This is a genomic window from Streptomyces sp. NPDC046831 (assembly GCF_040645305.1).
In the GTDB taxonomy this organism is placed as follows: domain Bacteria; phylum Actinomycetota; class Actinomycetes; order Streptomycetales; family Streptomycetaceae; genus Streptomyces.
In genome coordinates this window covers 1-26009 of record NZ_JBEYXZ010000007.1, presented here as the reverse complement: position 1 = coordinate 26009, position 26009 = coordinate 1, and the positions used below count along the sequence as shown (strand labels likewise).

20 protein-coding genes and 1 riboswitch are annotated in these 26009 nt (G+C 73.1%); of the genes, 10 read left to right on the top strand and 10 right to left on the bottom strand.

Annotation, left to right across the window (positions count from 1 at the left end; all coding sequences use genetic code 11):
• Positions 1–74: 74 nt before the first annotated feature.
• The gene (locus ABZ920_RS09025; protein WP_361500518.1) at positions 75–1706 is read left to right on the top strand and encodes a DUF5691 domain-containing protein; all 1632 of its coding nucleotides are present in this window, start codon (positions 75–77) and stop codon (positions 1704–1706) included.
• A gap of 578 nt (positions 1707–2284) precedes the next feature.
• Here the strand turns inward: ABZ920_RS09025 and ABZ920_RS09020 are convergent.
• On the bottom strand, positions 2285–2701 hold the full coding sequence (locus tag ABZ920_RS09020) for a cobalamin B12-binding domain-containing protein (RefSeq protein ID WP_361500515.1): 417 nt from the start codon (positions 2699–2701) through the stop codon (positions 2285–2287).
• Positions 2702–3357: 656 nt separating this feature from the next.
• On the opposite strand from ABZ920_RS09020, the gene ABZ920_RS09015 reads away from it, so the two are divergent.
• Together ABZ920_RS09015 and ABZ920_RS09010 are read left to right on the top strand one after the other, a co-directional pair.
• Positions 3358–4224: an alpha/beta fold hydrolase gene (locus ABZ920_RS09015; protein ID WP_361500512.1), complete on the top strand. Its 867-nt coding sequence runs from the start codon at positions 3358–3360 to the stop codon at positions 4222–4224.
• A gap of 293 nt (positions 4225–4517) precedes the next feature.
• On the top strand, positions 4518–6053 hold the full coding sequence (locus ABZ920_RS09010; protein WP_361500510.1) for a M23 family metallopeptidase: 1536 nt from the start codon (positions 4518–4520) through the stop codon (positions 6051–6053).
• A gap of 123 nt (positions 6054–6176) precedes the next feature.
• On the opposite strand, the gene pcrA is transcribed toward ABZ920_RS09010, so the two are convergent.
• Positions 6177–8678: a DNA helicase PcrA gene (gene pcrA / locus ABZ920_RS09005; RefSeq protein ID WP_361500507.1), complete on the bottom strand. Its 2502-nt coding sequence runs from the start codon at positions 8676–8678 to the stop codon at positions 6177–6179.
• 358 nt (positions 8679–9036) lie between these two features.
• Positions 9037–9200: riboswitch (cyclic di-AMP (ydaO/yuaA leader) on the top strand.
• 7 nt (positions 9201–9207) lie between these two features.
• On the opposite strand from pcrA, the gene ABZ920_RS09000 reads away from it, so the two are divergent.
• Positions 9208–10386, top strand: a complete 1179-nt coding sequence (locus tag ABZ920_RS09000; RefSeq protein WP_361500505.1) for an NlpC/P60 family protein — start codon at positions 9208–9210, stop codon at positions 10384–10386.
• A 255-nt stretch (positions 10387–10641) separates the two neighbouring features.
• On the opposite strand, the gene ABZ920_RS08995 is transcribed toward ABZ920_RS09000, so the two are convergent.
• On the bottom strand, positions 10642–10995 hold the full coding sequence (locus tag ABZ920_RS08995; RefSeq protein ID WP_361500502.1) for a hypothetical protein: 354 nt from the start codon (positions 10993–10995) through the stop codon (positions 10642–10644).
• A 376-nt stretch (positions 10996–11371) separates the two neighbouring features.
• Here ABZ920_RS08995 and ABZ920_RS08990 point away from each other — a divergent pair, with 376 nt between their 5' ends.
• A complete protein-coding gene (locus tag ABZ920_RS08990; protein WP_361500974.1) occupies positions 11372–12433 on the top strand; it encodes an NlpC/P60 family protein in 1062 nt (353 codons plus the stop codon).
• A gap of 96 nt (positions 12434–12529) precedes the next feature.
• On the opposite strand, the gene ABZ920_RS08985 is transcribed toward ABZ920_RS08990, so the two are convergent.
• Positions 12530–13267: a response regulator transcription factor gene (locus ABZ920_RS08985; RefSeq protein WP_361500499.1), complete on the bottom strand. Its 738-nt coding sequence runs from the start codon at positions 13265–13267 to the stop codon at positions 12530–12532.
• Positions 13264–14556: a PspC domain-containing protein gene (locus tag ABZ920_RS08980; protein ID WP_361500496.1), complete on the bottom strand. Its 1293-nt coding sequence runs from the start codon at positions 14554–14556 to the stop codon at positions 13264–13266. Before ABZ920_RS08980 ends, ABZ920_RS08985 begins: the two co-directional genes overlap by 4 nt.
• A 247-nt stretch (positions 14557–14803) precedes the next feature.
• On the opposite strand from ABZ920_RS08980, the gene ABZ920_RS08975 reads away from it, so the two are divergent.
• Entirely contained in the window at positions 14804–16411 is a 1608-nt protein-coding gene (locus ABZ920_RS08975; RefSeq protein ID WP_361500493.1) for a PspC domain-containing protein, read from the top strand.
• Entirely contained in the window at positions 16398–16643 is a 246-nt protein-coding gene (locus ABZ920_RS08970) for a hypothetical protein (protein ID WP_361500490.1), read from the top strand. The genes ABZ920_RS08975 and ABZ920_RS08970 overlap by 14 nt, the downstream gene beginning before the upstream one ends.
• Here ABZ920_RS08970 and ABZ920_RS08965 read toward each other — a convergent pair whose 3' ends face one another.
• From ABZ920_RS08965 to ABZ920_RS08955, 3 genes are all read right to left on the bottom strand, one after another.
• On the bottom strand, positions 16644–17153 hold the full coding sequence (locus ABZ920_RS08965) for a DoxX family protein (protein WP_361500487.1): 510 nt from the start codon (positions 17151–17153) through the stop codon (positions 16644–16646). It lies immediately after the preceding gene.
• Between the two features lie 462 nt (positions 17154–17615).
• The gene (locus ABZ920_RS08960) at positions 17616–18893 is read right to left on the bottom strand and encodes a hypothetical protein (RefSeq protein WP_361500484.1); all 1278 of its coding nucleotides are present in this window, start codon (positions 18891–18893) and stop codon (positions 17616–17618) included.
• 288 nt (positions 18894–19181) lie between these two features.
• The gene (locus ABZ920_RS08955) at positions 19182–20003 is read right to left on the bottom strand and encodes a class II aldolase/adducin family protein (protein ID WP_361500481.1); all 822 of its coding nucleotides are present in this window, start codon (positions 20001–20003) and stop codon (positions 19182–19184) included.
• A 133-nt stretch (positions 20004–20136) separates the two neighbouring features.
• Here ABZ920_RS08955 and ABZ920_RS08950 point away from each other — a divergent pair, with 133 nt between their 5' ends.
• Positions 20137–20610, top strand: a complete 474-nt coding sequence (locus ABZ920_RS08950; protein ID WP_361500479.1) for a pyridoxamine 5'-phosphate oxidase family protein — start codon at positions 20137–20139, stop codon at positions 20608–20610.
• A 10-nt stretch (positions 20611–20620) separates the two neighbouring features.
• Here the strand turns inward: ABZ920_RS08950 and guaA are convergent, their stop codons facing one another.
• Entirely contained in the window at positions 20621–22201 is a 1581-nt protein-coding gene (gene guaA / locus ABZ920_RS08945; protein WP_361500476.1) for a glutamine-hydrolyzing GMP synthase, read from the bottom strand.
• A 389-nt stretch (positions 22202–22590) separates the two neighbouring features.
• Between guaA and ABZ920_RS08940 the strand changes: the two genes are divergently transcribed.
• Complete coding sequence (locus ABZ920_RS08940; protein ID WP_361500473.1) at positions 22591–22926, top strand: chorismate mutase; 336 nt, start codon at positions 22591–22593, stop codon at positions 22924–22926.
• A 550-nt stretch (positions 22927–23476) separates the two neighbouring features.
• Positions 23477–24523, top strand: coding sequence for an LAETG motif-containing sortase-dependent surface protein (locus tag ABZ920_RS08935; RefSeq protein ID WP_361500470.1), 1047 nt, complete (start codon positions 23477–23479; stop codon positions 24521–24523).
• Between the two features lie 135 nt (positions 24524–24658).
• Here ABZ920_RS08935 and ABZ920_RS08930 read toward each other — a convergent pair.
• Positions 24659–26009: GMC oxidoreductase (locus ABZ920_RS08930; protein ID WP_361500467.1), on the bottom strand; the 1351-nt coding region annotated here is incomplete at its 5' end.

The window sequence follows — 26009 nt, the reverse complement described above, 5'->3', positions numbered from 1 at the left end:
CCGTCGCACGGGAAACTCGTTCCCGGGTGACCTTTTCCTCGGCTCCCAGCCGCCTGACAACGGAAAGGAACCACATGACCAGGACCTCCGCTCCAGTGGAAGCGCCCGTGTCCGGCGCCTGGGAGGAGTTGGTCACCACCGCCCTGCTCGGCACGGACCGCCGCACGCCCCCGGGCGGCGCGCCCGGCCGGACCGCCCCGGTGGCCCTGCTCGACGCGGCGGCCCTGGAGACCGTGCGACGGCGGGCGGGACTGCGCCCGGCACCGGCGGCGCAGCGCCCGGAGCCGGCACCCGTGGACCCGCGCCCGCCACTGCCCGCCGCGGCGGCCCGCAGGCTCGCGATGCTGCTGGCCGACCGGCCGGGTACCGGAAGCGGAGGCCGCAGGGGAACGGCCCCGGACCTGGTGGAGCTGCTCCCCCAGTGGCTCCAGGCGGTGAACGCGCGCGGTCACGCGGCGCCCGCGGAGGCCCTGCCCGCCCTGCTGGACGCGGCGCGCGGCCGCACCGACCTGCGTCCCGCGGTTCTGGCCTTCGCGGGCCCGCGCGCACTGTGGCTCGCCCGGCTCAACCCGGACTGGCGCTTCGCCCTGCGAGCGGCCCCGGGCGGCGGTGCGGCGCTGCCCGACGCCGAGGACGCCGAGCGGATCCGGCAGCTGTGGGAGGAGGGCCTGTTCGCCGAACGGGTCGCGCTGCTGGCGGCGCTCCGCGCGCGCCGGCCCGCGGCCGCGCGCGACCTGCTCGCCACCACGTGGACGTCGGAGCGGGCCGAGGACCGGCTGATGTTCCTCGACTCGCTGCGCGACGGGCTCGGTCCGGACGACGAGCCGTTCCTGGAGCAGGCCCTGGCCGACCGCAGCCGCAACGTACGGTCCACGGCGGCGGAGCTGCTGTCGTCGCTGCCCGCGTCGGCGCTCGCCGCGCGGATGGCGGCCCGTGCGGGCGCCTGCGTGGCCGTCGACCGTACGGACGGGGTACCCCGGATCGTCGTCGAGACGCCGCACGAGTGCGACGCCGGCATGGAGCGGGACGGTGTCGTCGCCAAGGCGCCGCCGGGACGCGGCGAGCGGTCGTGGTGGCTGGGCCAGCTCGTGGAGGCGGCACCGCTCGGGACGTGGACCGCACGGCTCGGCGGGCGCACGCCCCAGGAGATCGTCGGCCTGCCGGTGGCGGACGACTGGCAGAGCGAACTGCACGCCGCGTGGTGCCGCGCGGCGGTACGGCAGGGGGACGCCCAATGGGCGCGAGCCCTTCTGGGGGCACCCTCGGCACCCGAGGCCGGCGGTCCCGGCGCGGTGTCCCTGGCCGAGCGCGCCAAGCTGCTCGGCACCCTGGACGCCGCCGAGCGGGCCGACTGGGTGGCCGGGTTCATCGCGACGCACGGACTGTCCGAGGCGTTCCAGCTGCTCGGGGTGTGTGCGGTGCCGTGGGAGGAGGCGCTTGGGCGGGCCGTGGTCGACGCGCTGAACATCGCGCGGGATGCGGGGAGTTACCCATGGAGTTTCAGTGGAGTGATGGGACTGGCCGAACGGTGCCTGGACCCTTCGCAGGCGCACCGCCTGGACGGCCTGCTCGCGGCGCCCGACGACGCGGAGGACGCGTCGCCGGGGGCCGGCGGCTACTGGGCGGAGGCGTTCCAGCGGCTCGTCACGACCTTGCGGCTGCGCGCGACGATGGCCGACGAGCTGGGCCCACCGCCGGCCGGCTGAACGACGGGCAGCCCTCCCGGCGGGAGCGTGCCCGCGGGGAGCACTGCGGGCCGGGACCGGCCGACGGACGACGGGCCGGCGAGGACGGGCGCGCCGGAGGGCCGGCTCCCGGGGCACGGGAGTCCGGGGGGAGGGCCGGCGAAGGACGGCCCGGCGCGTTTCGGACCGCGGCGAAGCCCGCCCACACGCAGCAACGCGGCACCGGACAGTCCGGCGAAAGCCGGACCGACGACGGGCGGACCCCTGACGGCCCGGCCCGCGACGACCGGCCCCCGGCCGACCGGACCGACGACGGACGGACCCCGGATCGCCGGGCGGACCAGGGTCCGTCCGACGACGGGCGGACCCCCGGCAGCCGGGCGACCGAAACCCGGACCGGCTGCGGCCGGACCGACGAATGCAGGACCGACGACGGGCGCCCTCTCGACGGGCGCTGCCGAACAGACGACGGCCGGCCCGCCACCCGGCAGGCCTGCGCCGGACCGGACGGCCGCCCGGAGCGCCGGGCGCGCCGTGCGCACCGGCCGGTCGCCGCCGCGAACCCCGCCCGCGCGCCCCTGGACCCGCCGCCGCGGCCGCTAGGCCTGAGCCGGCTGACGGACGTTCGCCCTGACCCAGTCCACGATCGACTGGGTGGTCGCACCGGGGGTGAAGATCTCCGCGACGCCCTTCTCCTTGAGCGGCGCGATGTCCGCCTCGGGGATGATCCCGCCGCCGAAGACGACGATGTCCTCGGCGTCGCGCTGCTTGAGCAGGTCGATCACGGCGGCGAAGAGCGTGTTGTGCGCGCCGGAGAGGATGGACAGACCGATCGCGTCGGCGTCCTCCTGGATCGCCGTGTCGACGATCTGCTCCGGGGTCTGGTGGAGCCCGGTGTAGATGACCTCCATACCGGCGTCGCGCAGGGCCCGCGCGATCACCTTGGCGCCCCGATCGTGGCCGTCGAGCCCCGGCTTGGCCACCACCACGCGGATCGGACCGGCTGCCACACCCATCACTGCCTCCATGAAGCGACTACATCCATCCGTACCGACAAGTACCGCACAGGTCGAGCGCATCAAGCATGCCGGGCATGTCGCACGGCCCCGCCATCGCCTCGCTCACCGCACCGGATGCGCCCCTGCGGCACGGACGCCCCGCACCACGGTGTCCGGGGAAGTGAACGAACGTTATCGCCAGCATCCCGCACCCGGCAGTTTCGCGGTGTGAACCGTAGGGCAAATCACACAGTGGGACACTCCCCCAGGCTCTGCGAGCAGGGGGGACATCGAAGCCGCGCAGCGTTCCACACGGCCGCGGCCCCGGCGTCGCACCCTTCCGCGGCCCGGGGACCACAGCGGGGACCTGCGCCAAGGGAGCCGCGGCGAGGCCGTCGCACCACCACGTCGCGCGCCGCGCGCACCGGTGGTACGACGCATCGGCGAGAGTACGAGGGGAACACAGGGCAGGCACGGCACCACAACGGGGAACCCCGCGGACGCGGGCGTACGGGCAGGCAACCGCCCCGTCACCGCGTCGGCGTCTCCCACGCCACGCGCCGGACCCGCTCCGCACACCCCTCGCACATCACGCCCTCCGCCTTCGCCGCGTCCGCCCGCGAGGGCACACGGGGGGCACCGCCGCCCTGCCGCGTGCCGACAGGAGGTCGGCCATGAAGGTCACCAAGGTCGCAGAGCCGCTCGTCCCGTTCTGCCAGCGCCTGCTGCCGGTCAAGCTCGCCGGGCTCTCACTGTCCCTGCTGAAGGCGACCGCCCTGGAGTGCGCGATCCTCGCGGGCCACGTCCTGCTGTATCCGTCGGGCATCGTCCAGGAGCGCCGGGGTGCCCCCTGCCCCCTTCCCGCGCCGGACGGCACGACGAAACTGCCCACGCAGACCAAGCCCCCGGTCGTGCTGCTGCACGGCTTCATCGACAACCGCTCGGTCTTCGTCCTGCTGCGCCGCAACCTCGCCCAGCACGGCCGGCACCGGGTCGAGTCCCTGAACTACTCGCCGCTGACCTGCGACATCCGCACCGCGGCCGAGCTGCTCGGCCGGCACATCGAGGAGATCTGCGAGCGCACCGGCAGCAGGCGCGTCGACGTGGTCGGGCACAGCCTGGGCGGGCTGATCGCCCGCTACTACGTGCAGCGGCTCGGCGGTGACCTGCGGGTCCGCACCCTCGTCACCCTGGGCACCCCGCACGCCGGCACCCGGGTCGCGCCGCTGGCCAACGCACACCCGATCGTGCGGCAGATGCGGCCCAACTCAGAGCTGATCAAGGAACTGGCCGGCCCCGCGCCCGGGTGCCGTACGCACTTCGTGAGCTTCTGGAGCGACCTCGACCACGTGATGGACCCGCTCGACGCGGCCTGCATCGACCACCCCGACCTGAGCGTGGAGAACGTACGGGTGAGCGGCATCGGCCATCTGGCCCTGCCCCTGCACCCCGCCGTCGCGGCGGGCATACGGCAGGCCCTCGACACCGTGCGGCCGGGTGACGAGCTCACGGGACGCGCGGGCGGCCTGACCGTGGCGTGACGGCGCCCCGTACCGGAAGGCGCTCACGCGCTGGACGCCGAACACGTCACCGAGTCCCTCGGGCCCGTCCAGCGTCCGTTCGTCCACGCGCGCTCGCCCGGACCGAGGGCCAACCGGGTTCGAACAGGTCTCGAACACAAAGCCAAAGCCGTGTGTGGGCCCCGCCTAAACACAGCCGAATGCCCGTTTCCTGCCCCCGGGAAACCTGTGGAAGATTGTCGCGCCCGCGTACCGCCGGGTACAGTCGCCGCACTGCTCTGGCAGCCCCTGTTGTCGAGGCGAAAGAGAAGTTGGTGAACGACCGTCACCCGTCGGGGACCGTGACCACCCCGACTCCGGCCTCCGATGCGGCCTCGACGACCTATGCGTCGTACGGCGGACAGGAGGCCTCGTACGGCGACTTCACCACGTACGGCTCCGCCGACGCCACCGGATTCCACACCGGCACGCACACCACGGCGCACTTCGCGACCGACCCCCTCTTCGGCGACTACCCCGGCGACGGCAACGCAACCGGCGCCTACGACACCGCCCACTGGACCACCGGCAGCCATCAGACCCCGGCCTACGACCCCTACGCGGCCCAGCACCACGCCGCCTACGACACCGGGGCGTACGACAGCACCGGCTGGACGAGCGGCTACCAGCACCTGGCCTCCATCCCGCACCAGGGCGGGCCCGTCGACGCCACCGGCCAGTGGGACGCCGGCGCCTGGCTCCGGCCCGACGCGTCCGGCGCCGCCGAGGACGGCACCCAGCAGTGGGACTGGGGCACACAGGCCTTCGACACCGGCGCCTACGACGCGACCCAGTGGAACACCGACGGCGACGGCTCCGCCGCCACGCCCGGGGCCTACGACGAGTACGAGCAGCGGGCGGAGCCCTTCGACCAGCAGGCGACCGCCACCTTCGAGCAGCTCACGGACTCCGGCCCGGCCGGCGACTACGAAACGGACCCGTACGACGCGGGGCACCCGGACGACGACCCCGCCTGGACCGGCGAGCCGCCCGCCGACGCGCCGCTGCTGGAGGACCAGGAAGAGGTCACTCCGCTCGCCGCGTCGTCCTCGCGTGCCGCAAGCCGCGGCGCGGCCCGCTCCCGCCGCCGTCCCCCGGCCAGGCGCTCCGCGCTGCTGACGGTGGCCGTGCCCTCGGCCTGCGTGATGGGGGTCGCCGGGATCGCCGCCGCCTCGGTGGGCACCTTCACCGACGACGGCAAGGACACCTCCGCGGCCGCGTCCGAGGCGCACGCCGTGCAGCCGTCCGCGGCCAACATCAAGCTCGACACCCAGTTGCAGAGCCTGTCCGCCGGCGCCGACGACTTCGCCGACCGGGCCAGCCGCACCCAGGAGCGCATCGACCTCAAGGCGCAGCAGGAACTCGAGAAGAAGAAGGCGGCGGAGGAGGCGGCGCGCAAGGAGCGGCTGCGTCCGAAGTTCGCCCTGCCCGTCGAACAGCAGGGGCTGAGCGCCTACTACGGCCAGGCCGGCGTGAACTGGATGTCGCTGCACACCGGCATCGACTTCCCCGTGTCGTACGGGACGACGGTGATGGCCGCGACCGACGGCACGGTCCGGACGCAGTGGAACAGCGCGTACGGCAACATGCTGATCCTGACCGCGAAGGACGGCACGGAGACGTGGTACTGCCACCTCTCCAGTTACCGGGTGCCCTCCGGCACGCAGGTGAAGGCCGGGGAGCCGATCGCGTACTCCGGCAACTCCGGCAACTCGACCGGCCCCCACCTCCACTTCGAGGTGCGGCCGGGCGGCGGTTCGGCGATCGACCCGCTCCCGTGGCTGCGCAGCCACGGCCTGAACCCCGCCTGACGGCCTCGACCCCGCCTGGCGGTCCCGACGTTCCGGTTGTCCGGCGTGCGGGCGGCCCGGCTCTCGACGCAACGTGGGAAGGGCCCCGGCCGAACGGCCTGGGCCCTTCCCCGTCCCGTGGGACTACAGCTTCTCCACCGGCGCGTACCGCAGCAGCAGCCGCTTCGGCTTGGTGTCGCCGAAGTCGATGGTCGCCTCCGCGTTGGCGCCCGTGCCCTTGACCGCGACGACGGTGCCGAGGCCGAACTGGTCGTGGGTGACCCGGTCCCCGACGGCCAGGGACACCACCGGCTTGTCCGAGGTGCGGCGCGTGGCGAACCCGGAGGCGCCGGACGCCGACGAACGCGAACGGGACGACGACAGCGAGGCCGCCACCGCGGACGCCGGGCCGGAGGACATCGCCGACGAGCCTCCCGTCCGCTTCCAGTCCACGTGGGCCGCCGGGATCTCCTCCAGGAAGCGGGAGGGCGGGTTGTACGACGGCTGGCCCCATGCGCTGCGCATCGCCGAACGGGTCAGGTAGAGCCGCTCGCGGGCGCGGGTGATGCCGACGTACGCCAGCCGCCGCTCCTCCTCCAGCTCCTTGGTCTGGCCGAGGGCGCGCATGTGCGGGAAGACGCCGTCCTCCATGCCGGTGAGGAACACGACCGGGAACTCCAGGCCCTTGGCGGTGTGCAGGGTCATCAGCGTGATGACGCCGTCGCCGTCCTCCTCGTCGGGTATCTGGTCGGAGTCGGCGACGAGCGCCACCTGCTCCAGGAAGTCGGCCAGCGTGCCCGGCTCTCCCTCGCCCCGCTCCTGCTCGAACTCCATCGCGACGGCCGCGAGTTCCTGCAGGTTCTCGATGCGGGTCTCGTCCTGCGGGTCGGTGGACGCCTGCAACTCGGCCAGGTAGCCGGTGCGTTCGAGGACCGCCTCCAGGACCGTGGCCGGGCCGGCGCCCGACTCGACGATCGTGCGCAGCTCCTCCATGAGCGTGTTGAACCGCTTGACCGCGTTCGTGGAGCGGGCCGCCATGCCGTACGCCTCGTCGACACGGCGCAGGGCCTGCGGGAAGCTGATCTTCTCGCGCTGGGCGAGGGCGTCGATCATCGCCTCGGCGCGGTCCCCGATGCCCCGCTTGGGCACGTTGAGGATGCGGCGCAGGGGCACCGAGTCCTCGGGGTTGGCCAGCACCCGCAGGTAGGCCAGGACGTCCCGGACCTCCTTGCGCTCGTAGAAGCGGACCCCGCCGACGACCTTGTAGGGCAGGCCGACGCGGATGAAGACCTCTTCGAACACCCGGGACTGGGCGTTGGTCCGGTAGAAGACGGCGACGTCGCCGGCCTTGGCGTCGCCCGCGTCGGTCAGACGGTCTATCTCGTCGGCGACGAACTGGGCCTCGTCGTGCTCGGTGTCCGCGACGTACCCGGTGATCCGGGCACCGGCGCCCGCGTTGGTCCACAGGTTCTTCGGGCGCCGGGACTCGTTGCGCTCGATGACCGCGTTCGCGGCGGACAGGATCGTCTGCGTCGAGCGGTAGTTCTGCTCCAGCAGGATGGTCGTCGCGTCCGGGTAGTCCTCCTCGAACTGGAGGATGTTGCGGATGGTCGCGCCGCGGAAGGCGTAGATCGACTGGTCGGCGTCACCCACGACGCACAGCTCGGCCGGCGGGACGTCGTCCTCGCCCGGGGGTACGTCCACGGGGTGCTCGGAGGTGCCGACGAGCTCCCGCACGAGGGCGTACTGGGCGTGGTTGGTGTCCTGGTACTCGTCGACGAGGACATGCCGGAAGCGGCGGCGGTAGTGCTCGGCGACGTCCGGGAAGGCGCGCAGCAGGTTGACCGTCGTCATGATCAGGTCGTCGAAGTCGAGGGCGTTCGCCTCGCGCAGCCGCGACTGGTACAGGGCGTAGGCCTGGGCGAGGGTCTTCTCGAAGCCGTCGGTGGCCTGGGCGGCGAAGTCCTCCTCGTCGATCAGCTCGTTCTTGAGGTTGCTGATCTTGGCGCTGAACGACTTCGGCGGGTAGCGCTTCGGGTCCAGGTCGAGATCGCGGCAGACCAGGGCCATCAGGCGCTTGGAGTCCGCGGCGTCGTAGATCGAGAAGGACGAGGTGAAGCCGAGCTTCTTCGACTCCCTGCGCAGGATGCGGACGCAGGCGCTGTGGAAGGTCATCACCCACATCGCGCTCGCACGCGGGCCGACGAGTTGCTCGACGCGCTCCTTCATCTCCCCCGCGGCCTTGTTCGTGAAGGTGATCGCGAGGATCTGGCCGGGGTGGACGCCCCGCTCGGCGAGCAGGTAGGCGATGCGGTGCGTGAGCACACGGGTCTTGCCGGAGCCGGCGCCGGCCACGATGAGCAGCGGCGAACCGGCGTGCACGACCGCGGCGCGCTGGTTGTCGTTGAGCCCCTGCAGGAGCGCGGCGGCGTCCACGACCGGACGCGGGGCGCCGTCGCGGTAGTACCCTCCCGCGCTCCGGCCTGCGCCGTCCCACCGGTCCGGCGGCACGTCGAACTTCCCCCCGAACAGATCGTCCGGAACCGGTTCCGGAGCGTGATCGTCCTCGGGCGGCGGGGGCTCCTCCTCGTGGCCCCGCGGGGCCTGGAGGTCGGCCAGGAAGCTGTCGTCAAAGAGGCTGCTCATCGCTCTACGAGTCTAGGGCTCCGCACCGACAACCCGTCGCCGCCCTGAAACATCGCCCGCTCCGGCCGGCCGGTGACCGTCCACGACCGACGACGACCGACCGCGATCAGGTCATATCGGTGACCGATCGAGCGCGATAGGTCATGACTGCCCCCACCCGGCCACGGCCGACCGACCGGAAGATCTCCTCACCGAGCGAAGCCGGACGATCACCGGAACGGCGAACGCGCGCCGGGTCACGAAAATGTATCGGGCATATCGTGCACCAACCTTCACAACAGCCACACCAGTTGGCTAGCGTGCCGTCGGGCCGTACGACCCTCTCCGGCGAACGTCGCCGGCCGTGCGGCCTCCGCCGAGTCCGGACTCGCCGCCATGCGGGCCGGAGCCGGGGACCCACACCGAACCCCGGGGTGAATCGGTCCTCCGCACCTCCACGCGAGCACGGACCGTAGGGCAACCCTTCCGAACCACCCGCCCGAACCCGACAGCTAACCCGGTAGGCGGACGATGGAAGGAGTCGCCTCCCTTGGCGTCGCACCGCAAGACGCGTCCCACGGGTACGGGTGTGGCAGGCATACGCACCCCCGCCCTGGCCACCGCCGCCCTCACCTCGGTGGCCCTGCTCGCCCAGTCGGCCAACGCCGCCCCCGCCGACGACGACAGGCCGAGCATCGAAGAAGTCGAGAAGAAGGTCGACGACCTGTACCGCCAGGCCGAGTCGGCGACCGAGAAGTACAACGCGGCCAAGGAGAAGACCGGCAAGCAGCGCAAGCGCGTCGCCACTCTCCTCGACGACGTGGCCAAGCGCACCGAACGGCTCAACAGGGCACGGGAGCGGCTGGGGTCGTTCGCGGCCGCCCAGTACCGCACCGGAGCCTCCGCGCCCGACACCGCAACCTTCCTGCTCGCGAACACGCCCCAGGACTACTTCGACCAGGCGCAGCTGATGAGCAGGCTGACCGAGCGTCAGAAGAGCATGGTCGACGACTACGTCACGCAGCAGTCGGCGACCATGGAGAAGCGGCGGGAGGCCACCCGCAGCCTGGAGACGCTGACCGAGTCGCAGGGCGACATCAAGACGGCCAAGATCACCGTCCAGCGGAAGCTGGCGGACGCGCGCGAGCTGCTGGCGACCCTGAACGCGCAGGAAAAGGCGAGGCTGGCGGCCCTCCAGGAGCAGCGGCAGCAGGAGGCCGCCCGCAAGGCGGCGGAGCTGGCCCGGCAGCAGGCGGCTCAGGCGGCGGAGCAGGCCGCGCGACAGGACGCCGGCACCTCGGGGCCGGGCGCGGAGCCGTCCGGGAGCCCGACGGGGCCGACGGGTTCCTCGACGTCGGACCCCTCCTCCGCCACCAAGGCCGACAAGGCCCTCGCCTTCGCCCGCGACCAGATCGGCAAGCCGTACGTCTGGGGCGCCACGGGCCCCGGCTCCTACGACTGCTCCGGACTCACCCAGGCCGCCTGGAAGGCCGCCGGCGTCACCCTGCCGCGCACCACCTACGACCAGGTCGACGCGGGGACGACGGTTCCGCTCTCCCAGGCCCGGCCCGGGGACCTGGTCTTCTTCTACGACGACATCAGCCACGTCGGCGTCTACATCGGCGACGGCATGATGATTCACGCCCCGAAGCCCGGCGCCTACGTGCGGGAGGAGTCCATCTACTACGACGGCGAGTCGGCGATCCACAGCGTGGTGCGCCCGGCCTGACCGGCGGCGCGTGGCTGTGCTCCGGGGCGTCTCCGGCCCGATCCGGCGGCGCCCCGGCCCGGCACGGCACGGGGGACCCGTGCGCGTATCCACGCGCCGGCCGCTCCGCCGCGCCGCGCGTTCCGCCGGATGCGCGCGGGACGCTCGGCCCGGTGCACGGCGGCCGGCGCGACCGGCCGGCCGTCGCCGCCGGGAGCGGGCGTGGACGCGAACGCGCGCCGGTCCCGGGGACCGGCGCGCGTTCGCCCGTGCCGATCAGGTCCAGAGCACCGCGATGAAGATGTTCGCCGTGGTCAGGAGCCCGACCAGCCCGAACATTCCCTTGCTCACCTTCTCCTCGTCCCGCTTCACGTAGACCAGGCCCAGGATCACGATCAGCAGCGCCAGCTTCACGCCGATCTTGATGTTGTTGACGTGCTGGTCGTCGGCCTGGTTGAGGCCGACCAGGATCACACCGGTGACCAGCATGGTCAGGGCACCGTGGAGCATCCCCGGCACGAAGCGGGCGGTGCCCTGGCCCATCGCCTTCATCTGGGTGAGGAAACCACCGAGGAGCGCGGCGATGCCGACGATGTGCAGACCGACGAAGAGATGGATGAGTACGTCCATGGCCCGGGAGCCTACGCGGCCCCGCCGAGCCGCCTTCGTCCGGCCCATAGCACTTCACCGGCCGCCGACGCTCCGCACACCACGGCATCGGTCATCCCCTCACGTCAAGGCGGAACCACCGGTCCGGGAGCGCGGTCAATTACGGTCGGCAACCGGCCCTCTGACGTCACTTCCGCACATCCTGTCACCGGCCCCACACGCCCACGTTTAGCGTCCTGCCCCAGGTGACCGGCTCCCCACCACTGCCGCCCGGGCCAGGGGCGGCAGCCGGACGCCACCGCCGAAAGGTCCGGCGGCGGCCCTGCTCCCCTGTGCGGGCCGCCGCCGGACGCGCATACCGCCCCGCGCGGTCGTGAGAAGGGACGTGACGCTCCACGTGGCAGCGCACCGCAGGCCCCACCGGCGCCCGCTGGGCGGCAGCACGGCCCGTACGGCGGTCACGGTCGCCCTCGCGGGCGCGGCCACCGCGGCCGGTTTCGGCGGGACCGGGCACGCCGATCCGCAGCCGACGCCGGAGCAGGTGAAGGCGAGGGTGGACGGGCTCTACCGGGAGGCGGAGGCCGCCACCGAGAAGTACAACGGGGCGAAGGAGTCGGCGGACGCGGCCGAGCGGCGGCTGAGGACGCTGCGGGACCGGGCGGCTCGCACGGAGCAGGAACTCAACTCGGCGCGGGAAGCCCTCGGTTCGGTGGCGGCGGCGCAGTACCGGGAGGGCGGCCTCGACCCCACACTCCGCCTGATGCTGTCGGACGACCCCGGGCGGTACCTGGACGGTGCCGCGCTCGCCGAGCGGGCGGGCGACCGCCGGGCGGCGGCCGTGGCGCGCGTGCGCGGGTACCTGCGGGAGATCGAGCGGCTGCGCGGGACGGCACGCGTCGAGTCGGCGTCGCTGCGGTCACGGCAGGCCGAACTCGAGCGGCACAAGAAGACCGTCACCGGCAAGCTGGGCGAGGCCCGGCGGCTGCTGGCCCGGCTCTCCGCCGGGCAGCGCGCGGCCATCGGCCGGGACGGCGACCCGGGCCGATCCACACGCGCGGTGGGCGGCACGCGTGACGGCCTCGGCACCCCGGGATCGGCGCAGGCGCCGACCCCCCGTGCCGCGGCGGCCGTCGCCTACGCGTACCAGAAGCTCGGCAGCCCCTACGTCTGGGGCGCCACCGGGCCGGACGCCTTCGACTGTTCGGGGCTGGTGCAGGCGGCCTACCGCTCCGCGGGGGTCGCGCTGCCCCGCACGACCTACGCGCAGATCGGCGCGGGCCGCCGCGTCTCCCGGTCCGACCTGCTGTCCGGCGACCTGGTGTTCTTCTACTCCGGTGTCAGTCACGTCGGCATCTACGTCGGAGACGGCCTCATGATCCACGCCCCGAACCCCTCGGCGCCGGTCCGCGTGGCCCCGATCGACGAGATGCCGTTCTCGGGTGCCACCCGGGTGGTGTGAGGGCCCGGCCGGAACACGGGTCGGCGGCTTGTCGACCGCTCGCACCGGCCGCGCTGCCCAGCGGGGCACGGGCCGGCCGGCGGGGCCCGTGGGTGGTCAGACCAGCCGGCGTGCCGTGGCCCACCGGGTCAGCTCGTGCCGGTTGGACAGCTGCAGCTTCCGCAGGACCGCCGACACGTGCGACTCGACCGTCTTCACCGAGATGAACAGCTGCCTGGCGATCTCCTTGTACGCGTAGCCGCGGGCGATGAGCCTCAGGACCTCGCGTTCGCGCTGGGTGAGGCGGTCCAGGTCCTCGTCGACCGGCGGGGCGTCGGTCGAGGCGAACGCGTCGAGGACGAAGCCGGCGAGGCGGGGTGAGAAGACGGCGTCGCCCTCCTGGACGCGGAAGACCGAGTCGATCAGATCGGCGCCCGTGATCGTCTTGGTCACGTATCCCCGCGCGCCGCCGCGGATCACACCGATGACGTCCTCGGCCGCGTCGGAGACGGACAGCGCGAGGAAGCGGACGGGCCGCTCCGTGTCCGCCGTCAACGCGGCGCAGCGCCGCAGGACCTCCACCCCGCCGCCGCCGGGCAGGTGGACGTCGAGGAGGACCACCTCGGGCCGGGTCGCGGTGATGACCGCGACCGCCTGGTCGACGTCGGCTGCCTCGCCGACGACCTCCACGCCGGTCTGCTCGGTCCGGCCGATCTCGGCCTGGACGCCCGTGCGGAACATGCGGTGGTCGTCGACGAGGACCACGCGCACGTGTCTCCCGCCCGCACCGCCGTCGGCCGTTCCGGCCTCCTGTGCCGGTCCCGCCGTACCGTTCGCCTCGGTCGGGTCGCTCATGACGTGTTCTCCGCCCTCTCCATCTCCAGTTCGACCTCCGTGCCGCCGCCCGGCACGGCGCGCAACCGGGCCGTGCCGCCGTTGCGCTCCATGCGGCCGATGATCGATTCTCTGACGCCCATGCGGTCGGCCGGTATGGAGTCGAGGTCGAAGCCGGGTCCGCGGTCCCGGACGGACACGAAGACCGTCCTGCCGTCGACTTCGGCGAAGACCGCCACGGCGCCGCCGTCGCCACCGTACTTGGCGGCGTTCACCATGGCTTCCCGCGCGGCCTGCATCTGGGCACCGATCCGCTCGTCGAGCGGGCAGTCGCCGACCACGACCACCTCGATCGGCACACCGTGCTTGTCCTCGACCTCGGCGGCGTTGCGCCTGACCGCGTCGGCGAGCGTGGCCGGTTCGTCGGCCTCGTCCTTGCCGGTGCCCTCGGGCTTGTAGAGCCAGGCCCGCAGGTCGCGCTCCTGGGCGCGGGCGAGCCGGCGCACCTCGCCCGCGTTCTCCGCGTTGCGCTGGATCAGGGTCAGGGTGTGCAGCACCGAGTCGTGCACGTGGGCGGCGACCTCCGCGCGCTCCTGGGCGCGGATGCGCATCAGCCGCTCCTCGGAGAGGTCCTGGGTCATGCGCACGAGGTACGGGCCGACGAGGAGCGTGATGCCGACGAGGACCGCGAGGGCGGCCTGCAGGATCGCGCCGAGGTGGGCGGCGGAGCCCTGCAGGACGAAGATTCCGGAGACGCCGGCCGTGACCAGCAGGACACCGGCGCCGGAACGGAGCAGCGTGAGCGTACGGCGACGGCGGCCCACCTCGGCCCAGCGGGCCCGGCGGGCGTTGTCCGCCTGCCGCCAGACCAGGGCGACGCCCGCGCCGACGAGGACGGCGGGCAGGAGGTAGGCCTTGGCGCCGCTGCCGAGGTTGACGCTGCTGACGAAGACCATGGCCACGACGACCATGAGCAGCAGGGCGACGATCTGCCCCTTGTCCGGCTTGCGCGCGACGAGCCGGCGCCGGCCGTCGGGCGAGGTCTCCGCGGTGACGAAGGACGGGGGCTTCTGACCGCCGACGCCGCCCACGCCGAGCGGCACGAAGAACCAGAAGGCCGCGTACAACAGCGCGCCGAGGCCGTCGGCCATGAACAGGCCGGCGAAGACGAGCCGGACCCAGACCACCGGCAGCCCGAGGTGCCCGGCGAGGCCCCGCGCCACCCCGCCGAGCCAGCGACCGTCGCTGCTGCGGTAGAGCTTGCGCGGCGGCCGCGGGGCGTCGAGGGGCAGTGCTGCGGCTTCCGGCATGCCACCGATGGTCACACGGCTGCCGGTTCGGAGGCATCAGGGTCGGCCCCGGAGACTCCCCTGATCTCCGGCGACACGGTCCGCACGCCGTGGCCGCCGGGTCGCCGTGCCGCGCGGTCCGCGGCGGCTCCCGGGTCCGCCGGCGGCCCGTCGAACACATCCCGGGCCCGGCTCCGGGCCGATATCAGGGTTCGGCCAGGGTCGTCCCGACTGCCGCCACGACGGTACACCCGTGCACCATGGACGCATGACGGATCACCAGCACACGCCGACGGGCCCGGACCGCGGCCCGGGCCCCGGCGCGGACCGGGCGGCCGGCGCGGGTGCGGGTGGACGTGAGGAACGCCGCGCACCCGGGAAGCCGGGCGCGCGGGGAACAAGTGGACAGCGGGGCACGGCCGACGGAGCCCGCCGGACAGGGGAGGCGGACAGGGCGGGGACGACGGAGGCGCCCGGAACGCCGGCGGACGCCGCGCCCGGCGGCGCGGGGGCGAGGACGGACGCCGGCGCACGAACGGGTCCGGACGCCGGCGGGCGAGCGGGTCCGGAGGCTGCCGCTCAGCCGGCCCCGGAAGAGGCCGGACCCGCCCTGCGCTTCCGGCGCGACCGGCGGCACCGGATGATCGCCGGCGTGTGCGCGGGGCTCGGACGGCAGTGCGACATGGACCCGGTGATCTTCCGGATCACGCTGGCCGTGCTCGCCGCGACCGGCGGCATCGGCCTCATCTTCTACGGCTTCGCCTGGCTCTTCGTGACGTACGACGACGAGGACGAGAACGAGGTGCGCAAGCTCCTCACGGGCCGCGTCGACGGCCAGGCGCTGGCGGGCGTGCTGTTCGCGCTGGTCGGCTGCGGGGTGTTCCTGTCGATGCTGGGCAACGCCGGCGTGCTGACCTTCGGCGCCGTCCTGTCCCTGCTGCTCGCGGGCGCCGGGTACTGGTCGCAGCACCGCGGGGCGCCCGACCCCGATCCGCTGGCCGCGCAGGCGGTCGCCGACGCGCCGCCGGAGGCCCAGGCGCCCCCGGCCCCCGCCGCCTACCCCTCCTGGTGGCGGGACCCCATCGTCAAGGACGGCACCCACGACGGTGGCACGGGCTACCTGTGGGGCCCGGCGGACTCGCGCGACCGGGACCTCGCGGCGGCGGTCACCATCGGCCGCGGCGCGTACCGGACCGGCCGCGAGGGCCCGCGCGCGTCGGCCCCCGGACCGCCCCGCCGGCGCGGCGCGCGCTGGACCGGCGGCTGGACCTTCCTGCTCGCCCTGGTCGCGGGCGCCCTCGGCACGGGCGGCACCTGGCACGACCACACGCTCGGCACCAGCCTGCAGACCGGACTGTCCTGCGCACTCGTCGTCTTCGGCGTCGGCATAGCCCTGAGTGCCTTCCTGGGACGTACGGGCGCCGGCTCGGTGCTGCTGGCGATCGTCACGGCGGGCCTGCTCGCCGGTTCGACCGCCCTGCCCGAGGACATCACCACCCACTGGACCGACACGACCTGGAGACCCGCCGCGACGACCTCGGTCAAGCCCGCGTACTCCCTCGGCACGGGGGACGGCACCCTGGACCTGACCCGAATAACCGTGGCCGGGAACCGGACGGTGGCGACCAGGGCGCGCGTGGGGCTGGGACGGCTGCGAGTGATTCTGCCGCCGGGGGTGACGGTGAAGGCGACCATAGACGTCGGCGTCGGCGACATCCAGCTGCCGGGTGACCGGGCGAAGGACGTGGACGTGGCACCGGGCAAGTACCGGCAGGTGACGCTGCCCCCCGCACCGGGCGCCGGGGCCGGCGGCACCATCGAGCTCGACCTGCGGGTCGGAGCGGGACAGGCGGAGGTGAGCCGTGCTGCGTCATGAGTTCCAGCCGGGGAAGCTGGTCGCCGGCCTCTTCCTCACCGCCGCGGGCGTCGCCTACGCCGGGGACGCCCGCGGCGCCTGGGAGGCCCCCTGGTTCGCGGTGGTCCCGCTCGTCGTGGGCGGTCTCTGCCTGGCGGGCGCGGCGGCGGTCCTCAACGGGGCCGTACGCAGGCACCGGAAGCGGACGTCCCGCCCGCCCGCCGGTGAACCGGGGACGGACGGGACGGGGTGACTACAGGTACCCGTGCGCTCGGCGGCGGCGCGCGCGCAGCATCCCGTCCAGGGAGAGCAGCGGGGTGCCGGCCAGGACGAGGGGCAGCCAGGCCATCAGGTAGGCGAGGTCGTTGCCGTAGTAGTAGGGGGTCGACGCCCAGCTGACGGTCAGCCACAGGCTCAGGGAGATCAGCGCTCCGCCCAGCGCGGCGATGCGGCCGAAGAGACCGAGCAGGATACCGATGCCGACGGCCAGTTCGCCGAGCGCGATGGCGTAGGCGAAGCCGACCGGGTTCTTCAGGGAGAGGTCGACGAGGGCGGGGATGGCGGAGGAGTCGCGCACCGAGCGCATCAGATCGCCGATCGACCCGGAGCCGGCGCTCTTCAGGAACGCGCTGTCGGTGAGTTTGTCCAGACCGGCGTAGACGAAGGTCACGCCCAGGAAGATCCGCAAGGGCAGGAGCGCGTATCGGGTGGCGACGTCCCGCCAGTCTCCGCTTCGCTCCTCCTGCGAGGTGTGCGTGTCCATACGAACGCCGTAAGTCATCGCCGCCAGCCGCCTCTCACCGCCGAGCCGTTCGTCCTTCAACAGACCATACGTACGACAATCGGAAGTCACTCAATTCCGACGAACCCTTTTTACCGACTTCGCCACGAGTTCACCCCTGCTGGGAGCCACCCGGCGCACACCCGCCCGGCGCAGGGAGTAACCAGCTCCGGCTTTTCCACGGGTTGCCGGCGGTCCGGCTCGCAGCGCGGCACGGCACGACTGCCCACGGGTTATGCGGCACAAGTGCGCGCGGAGCGGGACGGCGTGACTGCCTGTGGGGTGACGCGGCACAACTGCCCGCAGGGGTGACGGAGGGGCCGGCGACGCGGTCCTCACCTGACGGCCGCGCCCCCCACCCCGTCACCGAGCCTCCGTCGCCCCACCCCTCGTCACCCCGTCCCCGTCCCCGTCACTCCGTCACTCCGTCACTCCGTCACTCCGTCACTCCGTCACATGGATGGTGTAGCCGTTGGTCTCCACCCCCGCCGCGGTGACCACCTGGACCAGCACCCGCCCCGGCTCCACATCCACCGGGACCGGCACCGTCAGCACCGCGTCCGTCGGGTTGCTGAAGCCGCCGGTCACCGGCACCAGCGGCACGCGCACGTTGACCGCGCCGATGCGCACCACCATCCGCGACAGCCGGTCGGCGCCCTGCGCCCCCGGCGGGACGAACCCCGCACCCCGGATCTCGATGTCGTCACCCGTGCGGATCGGCCCGTCCAGGTCCCCGGCCTCCCGCGCCCGCACCACCGAGAGGATCACCGGCCGACCGCCCTCGGCGTACTTGCCGGCCAGGTACGTCGCGGCGGACACCAGCACGACCACCGCCAGACCCCACGGCAGGTCCGGCAGTTGGTCCGGCCGGCGGGCCAGCCGCACCGCCGCGAACACGACCGCCACGGCGCTGATCACCACGTACTGGATGTCGGTGAACGTGCCCCGGCCGGCGTCGTCGGTCAGGAGGTCGGCCGCGCGCGGGCGGTCCGCCCGTACCTTCTGCAGCCGCTGCCCCAGCACCCGCAGTCCGACCACTCGCCGCACCAGCACCGCGACGGCGCAGACCACGGCGAGCACCGTCACCACCCCCGCGCCGCGGGCGAGTTCCAGCCCGGAGATCAGCGCGTCGCGCTCCGCGTGGTCCGAGGCCGCCGCCAGCCGGCCCGCCAGGACGAGGACCGCGTAGGCGACGAAGAGCACCCACGCCGCCGCCACCGCCCGCGACGTGGACAGCCGGTTGTCCTCGCCGATGACGGGCGCCGACGCTCCACCGCGGGCGCGGTGGAACCACGAGGCCGCCGTCAGCGCGCCGGCCGTCACCAGCGCGGCCAGGAGCCCGGCGGTGCGCGCCGCGGTCCACCCGGCACCGACGGCGGTCAGCGCCTGCGCCAGGAGCAGCAGCACGACCACCGCCCCCACCGCGCACACGGTCCGGCGCCACAACCGCGCGAGCCAGGCCTCGGCCTCGGCACGGCTGCGTTCGGCGACGAGTTCCGCGGACTGGGTCAGCTCCTCGGAGACCCATTGCCGGGAGGCCGACGCCGAATGGGCCACGGCCGCCGGCAGGCCCTGCCCGGCGGCGAACTCGTCCCGCTTCCGCAGGAACGCGGCGACCGCGCGGCGGTGCCCCTCACGTGCCCCGTGCGGGCAGTCCCCGCAGGCGCAGCCCCCCTTGTGGGTGCCGCCCCCCGTGCCGCCTCTCGCTTCCTGCACCGCCACGTCCGACGCCCGCCTTCCCCACGACCCGGAGCCCGACCCGGACCACGGGCCGGATCCACACCTCACACCGGCCCGGACCCACCATCCGGACCGTCACACCACGGCCCGGATCCACCACCCGGACCGCCAGACAACTCCCCTGCGACGACAGCGAATTGTGCCCTACGACACGTCACCCGCGTCGCCCTGGCCCGGTCAGTGCGGGTGATGGGCGGATCGCCGTGTTGACCCCGCCGGAAGCGTCCCGGCGGGGTCGGGATCGGCCGCCCGTCCCGCCCCTACCGGTCCTCAGTCCAGCAGGTCCGGCTCGCTGCGGCTGATCTCCTGCCACAGCGGCTGGTAGTTGATCCACGCCACGAGGTCCCCGCCGAGCTGCTCCCGGGTCGCCACCGCCAGCCTGTGCTCGATCAGCACCGGCCGGCCGGCCGCCCGCGCGGCCAGCTGGACCTGGCAGGAGCGCTCCATGGACAAGAACCACCAGGCGGCCGCGTCGACCGAGTCGCCCACCGTCAGCAGCCCGTGGTTGCGCAGGACGAGCGCCTTGCGGGAGCCGAGCGCGGCGGCGATCCGGCGGCCCTCCCCGGCGTCGACGGCGACACCCGAATAGCTGTCGTACAGGGCGTGGTCCTCGTAGAAGGCGCAGCTCTCCTGGGTGATCGGGTCCAGCAGTTCACCGAGGCAGGAGAGGGCGCGTCCGTGCACCGAGTGGCAGTGGGCGACCGCGACGACGTCCGGGCGGGCGGCGTGGACCTGGGCGTGCACGGTGAAGGCGGCCTGGTTGACGTGGTAGCGGCCCTCGATGACCTGGCCGTCCTGGTTGGCGAGCACCAGGTCGCTGACGGTGACGTGCCGGAACGGCATCCCGAAGGGGTTGACCCAGAAGCAGTCGCTGAACTCGGGGTCGCGGGCGGTGATGTGTCCCGAGACGCCGTCCTCGAGCCCCTGACGCCCGAACAGCCGCAGCGCGCCCGCGAGCCGTTCCTTGCGGTGGCGGCGTTCGTCCGCGACCGTCTCGTGCCTCGGCGGCATCGCGAACCGGAGCCGGTCGGTGGGCAGGGGCGGGGGCGGGGTGGGCCGCTGCGGTGGGCCTTGGGCACTGGGTTGGTTCACGGGCGGGAAAGTACCCCCGGCTGGGGGCGGTAGGACAGAACTGTTCCGTAAAGATGCGGCGGGGCCGTTCCCGGGCCGGCGAGCGCCCGCATACCCGACAGAGGATGTCGGGTATCGGCTCCACACTCGCCGTATGGCAACGAACTGGGCGGCCCTCGCCGCCGCGGAACCCGAGCTGGCCGCCACCGTCGAGAAGCGCTTCGCGGCCCACCGGCACCACGTGCTGGCGACCCTGCGCCGCGACGGCTCGCCCCGCACCACCGGCCTGGAGGTGCGGTTCCTCCACGGCGAGCTGTGGCTCGGCATGATGCCGGGCTCGCTCAAGGCGCTGGACCTGCGCCGCGACCCCCGGTTCGCGCTCCAGGCCAACCCGGGGGCGGGCACCGGGACGGACGGCGGCGACGTGCGCGTCGGCGGTCGCGCGGTCGAGGTCGACGATCCGCGGGTGAAGGGGGCGTACGGGGAAGAGGTGGAACCGCCGCAGCCGTTCCACCTCTTCCGCACCGAGCTGACGGAGGTCGTGCGGACCTACGTCGAGGACGACACGTACCTGGTCGTCCGGGTCTGGCGGCCCAAAGAGCCGGTGCGCACCCTCCGCCGCAGGTGAGCCGGGGGGCTCACTCCCACTCGATGGTCCCCGGCGGCTTGCTGGTCACGTCGAGGACGACCCGGTTGACGTCCCGGACCTCGTTCGTGATCCGGGTCGAGATCTTCGCGAGGACGTCGTACGGCAGGCGCGACCAGTCGGCCGTCATGGCGTCCTCGGAGGAGACCGGGCGCAGGACGATCGGGTGGCCGTAGGTGCGGCCGTCGCCCTGGACGCCGACGCTGCGGACGTCCGCGAGCAGGACCACCGGGCACTGCCAGATGTCCCGGTCGAGGCCGGCGGCCGTCAGTTCCTCGCGGGCGATGGCGTCGGCCTCGCGCAGCAGGTCCAGGCGCTCCTTGGTGACCTCGCCGACGATGCGGATGCCGAGGCCGGGACCGGGGAAGGGCTGGCGGTGGACGATCTCGTCCGGCAGGCCGAGCTCCTGGCCGACCATGCGGACCTCGTCCTTGAACAGCTTGCGCAGCGGCTCGATGAGCTTGAACTCGAGGTCCTCGGGAAGGCCGCCCACGTTGTGGTGGGACTTGATGTTCGCGGCGCCGGTGCCACCGCCGGACTCGACCACGTCCGGGTAGAGCGTGCCCTGGACCAGGAACTCCACCGCGGGGCCCTCGTCCGCGATGATCTCGGCCTGGGCCTGCTCGAAGACGCGGATGAACTCGCGGCCGATGATCTTCCGCTTCTCCTCGGGGTCGGTGACCCCCTTCAGGGCGGTGAGGAAGCGCTCCTCGGCGTCGACGACCTTCAGCTGGACGCCGGTGGCCGCGACGAAGTCCTTCTCGACCTGCGCGGTCTCGTCCTTGCGCATCAGGCCGTGGTCGACGTAGACGCAGGTCAGCTGCGAACCGATGGCCTTCTGCACGAGGGCGGCGGCGACGGCGGAGTCCACGCCGCCGGACAGGCCGCAGATCGCCCGCTTGTCCCCGACCTGCTGGCGGATGGCGGCGACCTGCTCCTCGATCACGTTGCCGGTGGTCCAGGAGGGGGTGAGCCCGGCGCCGCGGTAGAGGAAGTGCTCCAGCACCTGCTGGCCGTGCGTGGAGTGCATGACCTCGGGGTGGTACTGGACGCCGTAGAGCTTCTTCTCGTCGTTCTCGAAGGCGGCCACGGGCACGACGTCCGTGGAGGCCGAGACGGTGAAGCCGTCGGGGGCGGCGGAGCAGGCGTCGCCGTGGGACATCCACACCGACTGCTCGCCCGGGGTGCCCTCGAAGAGGGTGGAGGAGGGCTTGGAGACCGTCAGGGCGGTCCGGCCGTACTCGCGCGCACCGGTGTTGTCGACGGTGCCGCCGAGGGTCTGCGCCATGAGCTGGAAGCCGTAGCACATGCCGAAGACGGGGACGCCCGCCTCGAACAGGGCGCGGTCCACGGTCGGGGCACCGTCCTCGTACACCGAGGAGGGCCCGCCGGAGAGGATGATCGCCGCAGGGTTCCTGGCGAGGATCTCGTCGACCGGCGTGGTGCTGGGCACGATCTCGCTGTAGACCCGGGCCTCGCGGACGCGACGGGCGATGAGCTGGGCGTACTGCGCACCGAAGTCGACGACCAGCACGGTGTCGGGGGCGGCGGCAGCGGGGGTCGCTGATGACACGGGGTGCCTTCCGGCGGTTGGGGCGGGTCCTTGTGCTCACCGAGTCTACCGAGACGGCCGTGGGAGCCGGCCCGGCCGCCCGGGGGCGGTGACCCGCGAGCGGCCCGTCCCGTCCGCCCGGCGCGGCGGTTCTCCCGGCCCGGGGCCGGTCTCATGATGCGAACCGTGTTGGACGTCACCTCGCACCACGGCATACTGGGTTCCATGTTCACGCGGACGACCTTCTTCTTTACCTATGGCACCCGGCCCGCCGGCTGCCATGGTCGTGCTGCTTGATCATCTGACAAGCGACTTCCCAGGCGCCCCGGGCCGACAAGGCCCGGGGCGTCTGGCGTCTTCCGGGTCCTGCCGCCCGGGGCACGCCTCTCATCCGACGAGGAGCCCCCGACATGACCGCCACCGCGACCACCGCCGCCCACGCCTGCGCGGCGCCCCACGCATCCGCCGCCGCCACCGAGCGGACCGGCGCCCGCACCGACGAGGCCGCGGACGTGATCACGAACGCCCGGGAGCGCATCGACGCGCTCGACGACCGGATCATCGGCCTGGTCCAGGAACGGATGGCCGTCTCCGCGGTCATCCAGGAGGCCCGGATCACCTCGGGCGGGCGGCGCGTGAACCTCTCCCGCGAGATGGAGATCCTCAGCCACTACAGGGACGCGCTGGGCAAGCCGGGCACCACCCTCGCGATGACCCTGCTGGAGCTGTGCCGCGGCAAGATCTGATCCGCCGGGGCGGACGGCTCCCGCACCCGGCCCGCGGACCGTGCCCCCGGCGCCGTGCCCGGAGTGCCGGGCCCCGGACCGGCCGGACGCACGGGCCGTGCGCAGCCGCCCTCACCCGTACGGCGCGTGACCGCCCCACGCGCCCCGTCGTTGATCCGGGTGTCCGTGCCGGCCAGGGGCGGACCCGAGAGGACGCCACGTGCGGCTCCCCGGGGCGGTGAGGCGTGCGGATCGTGCCGTGCGTCGTGGGACCTCGCTCCGGGCAAGTGGCCGGACGGCAGGGGACAGCCGTCCGGTCACCCGGGCAACGGCCGGCTCCTGGGACTCCCGGAGCCGGTCGGCGGGATCCTTCGCCGCCGTCCCAAGGGCCCCTCATGACATCTTCACTCCTGTGACACAGGCCACATAAAAAATGTGTGAGTGGCCGTGCAACCCTTCACAGGCCTCCCGGGTCTCACCTCTCGAACACGGGCCGTCCCGCGCCCCACACGCGGAGGCCTCTTCAGAGCTTGTACTGCGCCGTGCAGTACTCCGACTTCCCGAGGTCTTCATGAAGCTTCGCCGCGCCATGGTCACCGCGGCCGCGACGGCTGTCATAGCCCCGCTGGCGCTGCTGTCCGCTCCGTCCGCCTTCGCGGAGGACACGCCGAGCACCCCGCCGAGCTCGTCTTCGTCCGAGTCGGCCCCCGAGTCGGCCCCGGAGTCGACTCCCGAGTCCACCCCGCCCACCAGCGAGCCGGAGTCGACTCCGCCCACCAGCGAGCCGGAGAGCACGCCGTCCACCAGCGCTCCCGGGGCCAGCCCCTCCACGAGCGCGCCCCAGGCCAGCCCCTCCACCAGCGCACCCTCGTCCACCCCGTCGGAGCCCGGCGACTGGACTCCGGACGAGTGCAACGACTTCAACCTCGACGAGAAGCTGCAGGTGACCATCAAGGGCCTGCCCAGCAAGATCGTCGCAGGGTCGGGCTGGCACGGGTTCACCTTCTCGGTGAAGAACAAGTCGAGCAAGGACCTGAAGAACGTCTGGGTGAGCACGATCACCGAGTACGCGGATGACGTGAACCTGGACGACTCCTTGGCGTACGACCTCGCCCAGCTTCAGTTCAGGGACCCCGAGACCGGCAGGTGGACCGACTCGTACCAGATGGGCGACGACTCGGGTGACGCCAGCGGCACCTTCGTCGGCGTCATCGACGCCATCGACAAGGGCGCCAAGGTCGACATGGACCTCCGGGTGAAGGTCAGCGCCAAGGCTCCCGCGGGTTCCTCCTTCGCCATGAGCACCGCCGTGTACGCGGGTGACAAGGGCGCCTGCAACGGCAACGGCGACAGCTACGAATTCACCGTCGTCAAGGCCGGCAGCAAGCCCGGTGACGTCGGCGACTCCAAGCCCAACGGCGAGAAGCCGAGCGGGAAGCCGCAGGGCGACCTGAAGCCGCAGGGTGGGTCCGAGCAGCTCCCGGTCACCGGCAGCCTCGCCGAGACGGGTTCCAGCTCCGCCCTGCCGATGATCGGCCTCGTCGGCGGTGCCGCCGTCGTCGCCGGTGCGGGCGCGGTGGTGCTGGTGCGCCGCCGGAAGGCCGGCGCGAGCGCGTGACGCGTCCGTCGGCGCGCGGGTTCAGCGCGCCGTAGGGGCACTGCGCACCAAACAGGGAAGGACCTGCGCCAGGAGGGGGGCGCAGGTCCTTCTTTGCTGTGCCGGGCACCGCCGGGGGTTGCCGGCTGTGCCGTGTCACTTCTTCGGCGGCACCGCCGGCATCCCCAGGAACGGCAGCCGCAGCGCGCCGAACGCGTCCGCCGGGACGGCCGGTGACACCGGCTCCACCGGCTTGAGGCGTTCGTAGGCGGCGCCCGGCGCCGGCCGGGGGTCGGCCTCGCCCTTGTTGGGCCAGTACGACATCGCCCGTTCGGCCTGGGCGGTGATGGTCAGGGACGGGTTCACGCCCAGGTTCGCCGAGACCGCGGCGCCGTCGACGACCGAGATGCCGGGGTGGCCGTGCAGGCGGTGGTAAGGGTCGATGACGCCGGTCTCGCGGGAGGCGCCGATCGGGCAGCCGCCGAGGAAGTGCGCGGTCAGCGGAGTGCCCATCAGTTCGCCCACGTTGGAGCCGGCGAAGCCGTTGATCTCGGCGGCGAGCGCGGAGGCGCCCTCGGTCGCGGCCCTGATCTGCTTGGGGTTGGGCGAGCCGTGGCCCTGCCGGGCCGTCAGCAGGCCCTTGCCCACCCCGCCCGGCTTCAGGTACGTGGTCAGGGAGTTGTCCAGGGACTGCATCACCAGGCCGATGATGGTCCGCTCCGACCAGCGCCGGTTCGACAGCGACCGCAGCACCAGCACCGGGTGGCGGGCGGCGTTCCGCAGCCAGGCCGCGATCCGTGAGGAGCCCTCCGCGTAGGGGACCTGGAGGATCGACAGGCTTCCCATCGAGTTCGATCCCTTGCCGTAGCGGACGGGTTCGATGTGGGTGTTCTCGTCCGGGTGGATCGAGGACGTGATGGCGACGCCGCGGGTGAAGTCGGCCGCCGGCACGCCGGTCGCCCTGCGGTAGCGCCGGTTGTCCGTCTGGGCGCCCACGAGCGCCTCGGAGTTGGTCCGGGTCAGTTCGCCGAGCCGGTCGGAGAGGTACGGCAGCTGTCCGCCGGCCTTCATCCGGTGCAGCAGCGTCTGGGTGCCGTAGGTGCCGGCCGCGAGGACGACCCGGCGGGCCGTGAAGACGCGGCCCGTGCTCCTCTTCCGGTCGTGGGTGGGCAGCGTGGCGACCGCGTACCCGCCGCGCGAGTCGTCCGTGACCGAGACGACCGTGGTCATCGGGTGCACCACCGCGCCGGCCTTCTCGGCAAGGTACAGGTAGTTCTCGTTGAGGGTGTTCTTCGCGCCGTGTCGGCAGCCCGTCATGCACTCCCCGCACTCGGTGCACGCCGTGCGCTCCGGGCCGGCCCCGCCGAAGTACGGGTCGGCGGTCCTCTGACCTGGCCCGGCCGTCGCCGTGCCGTCGGCGTCCTTGCCGTCCCCGAAGAACACGCCGACCGGCGCCATGTGGAAGGTGTCGCCGACGCCCATGCGCTCCGCCGCCGCCTTCAGGTGC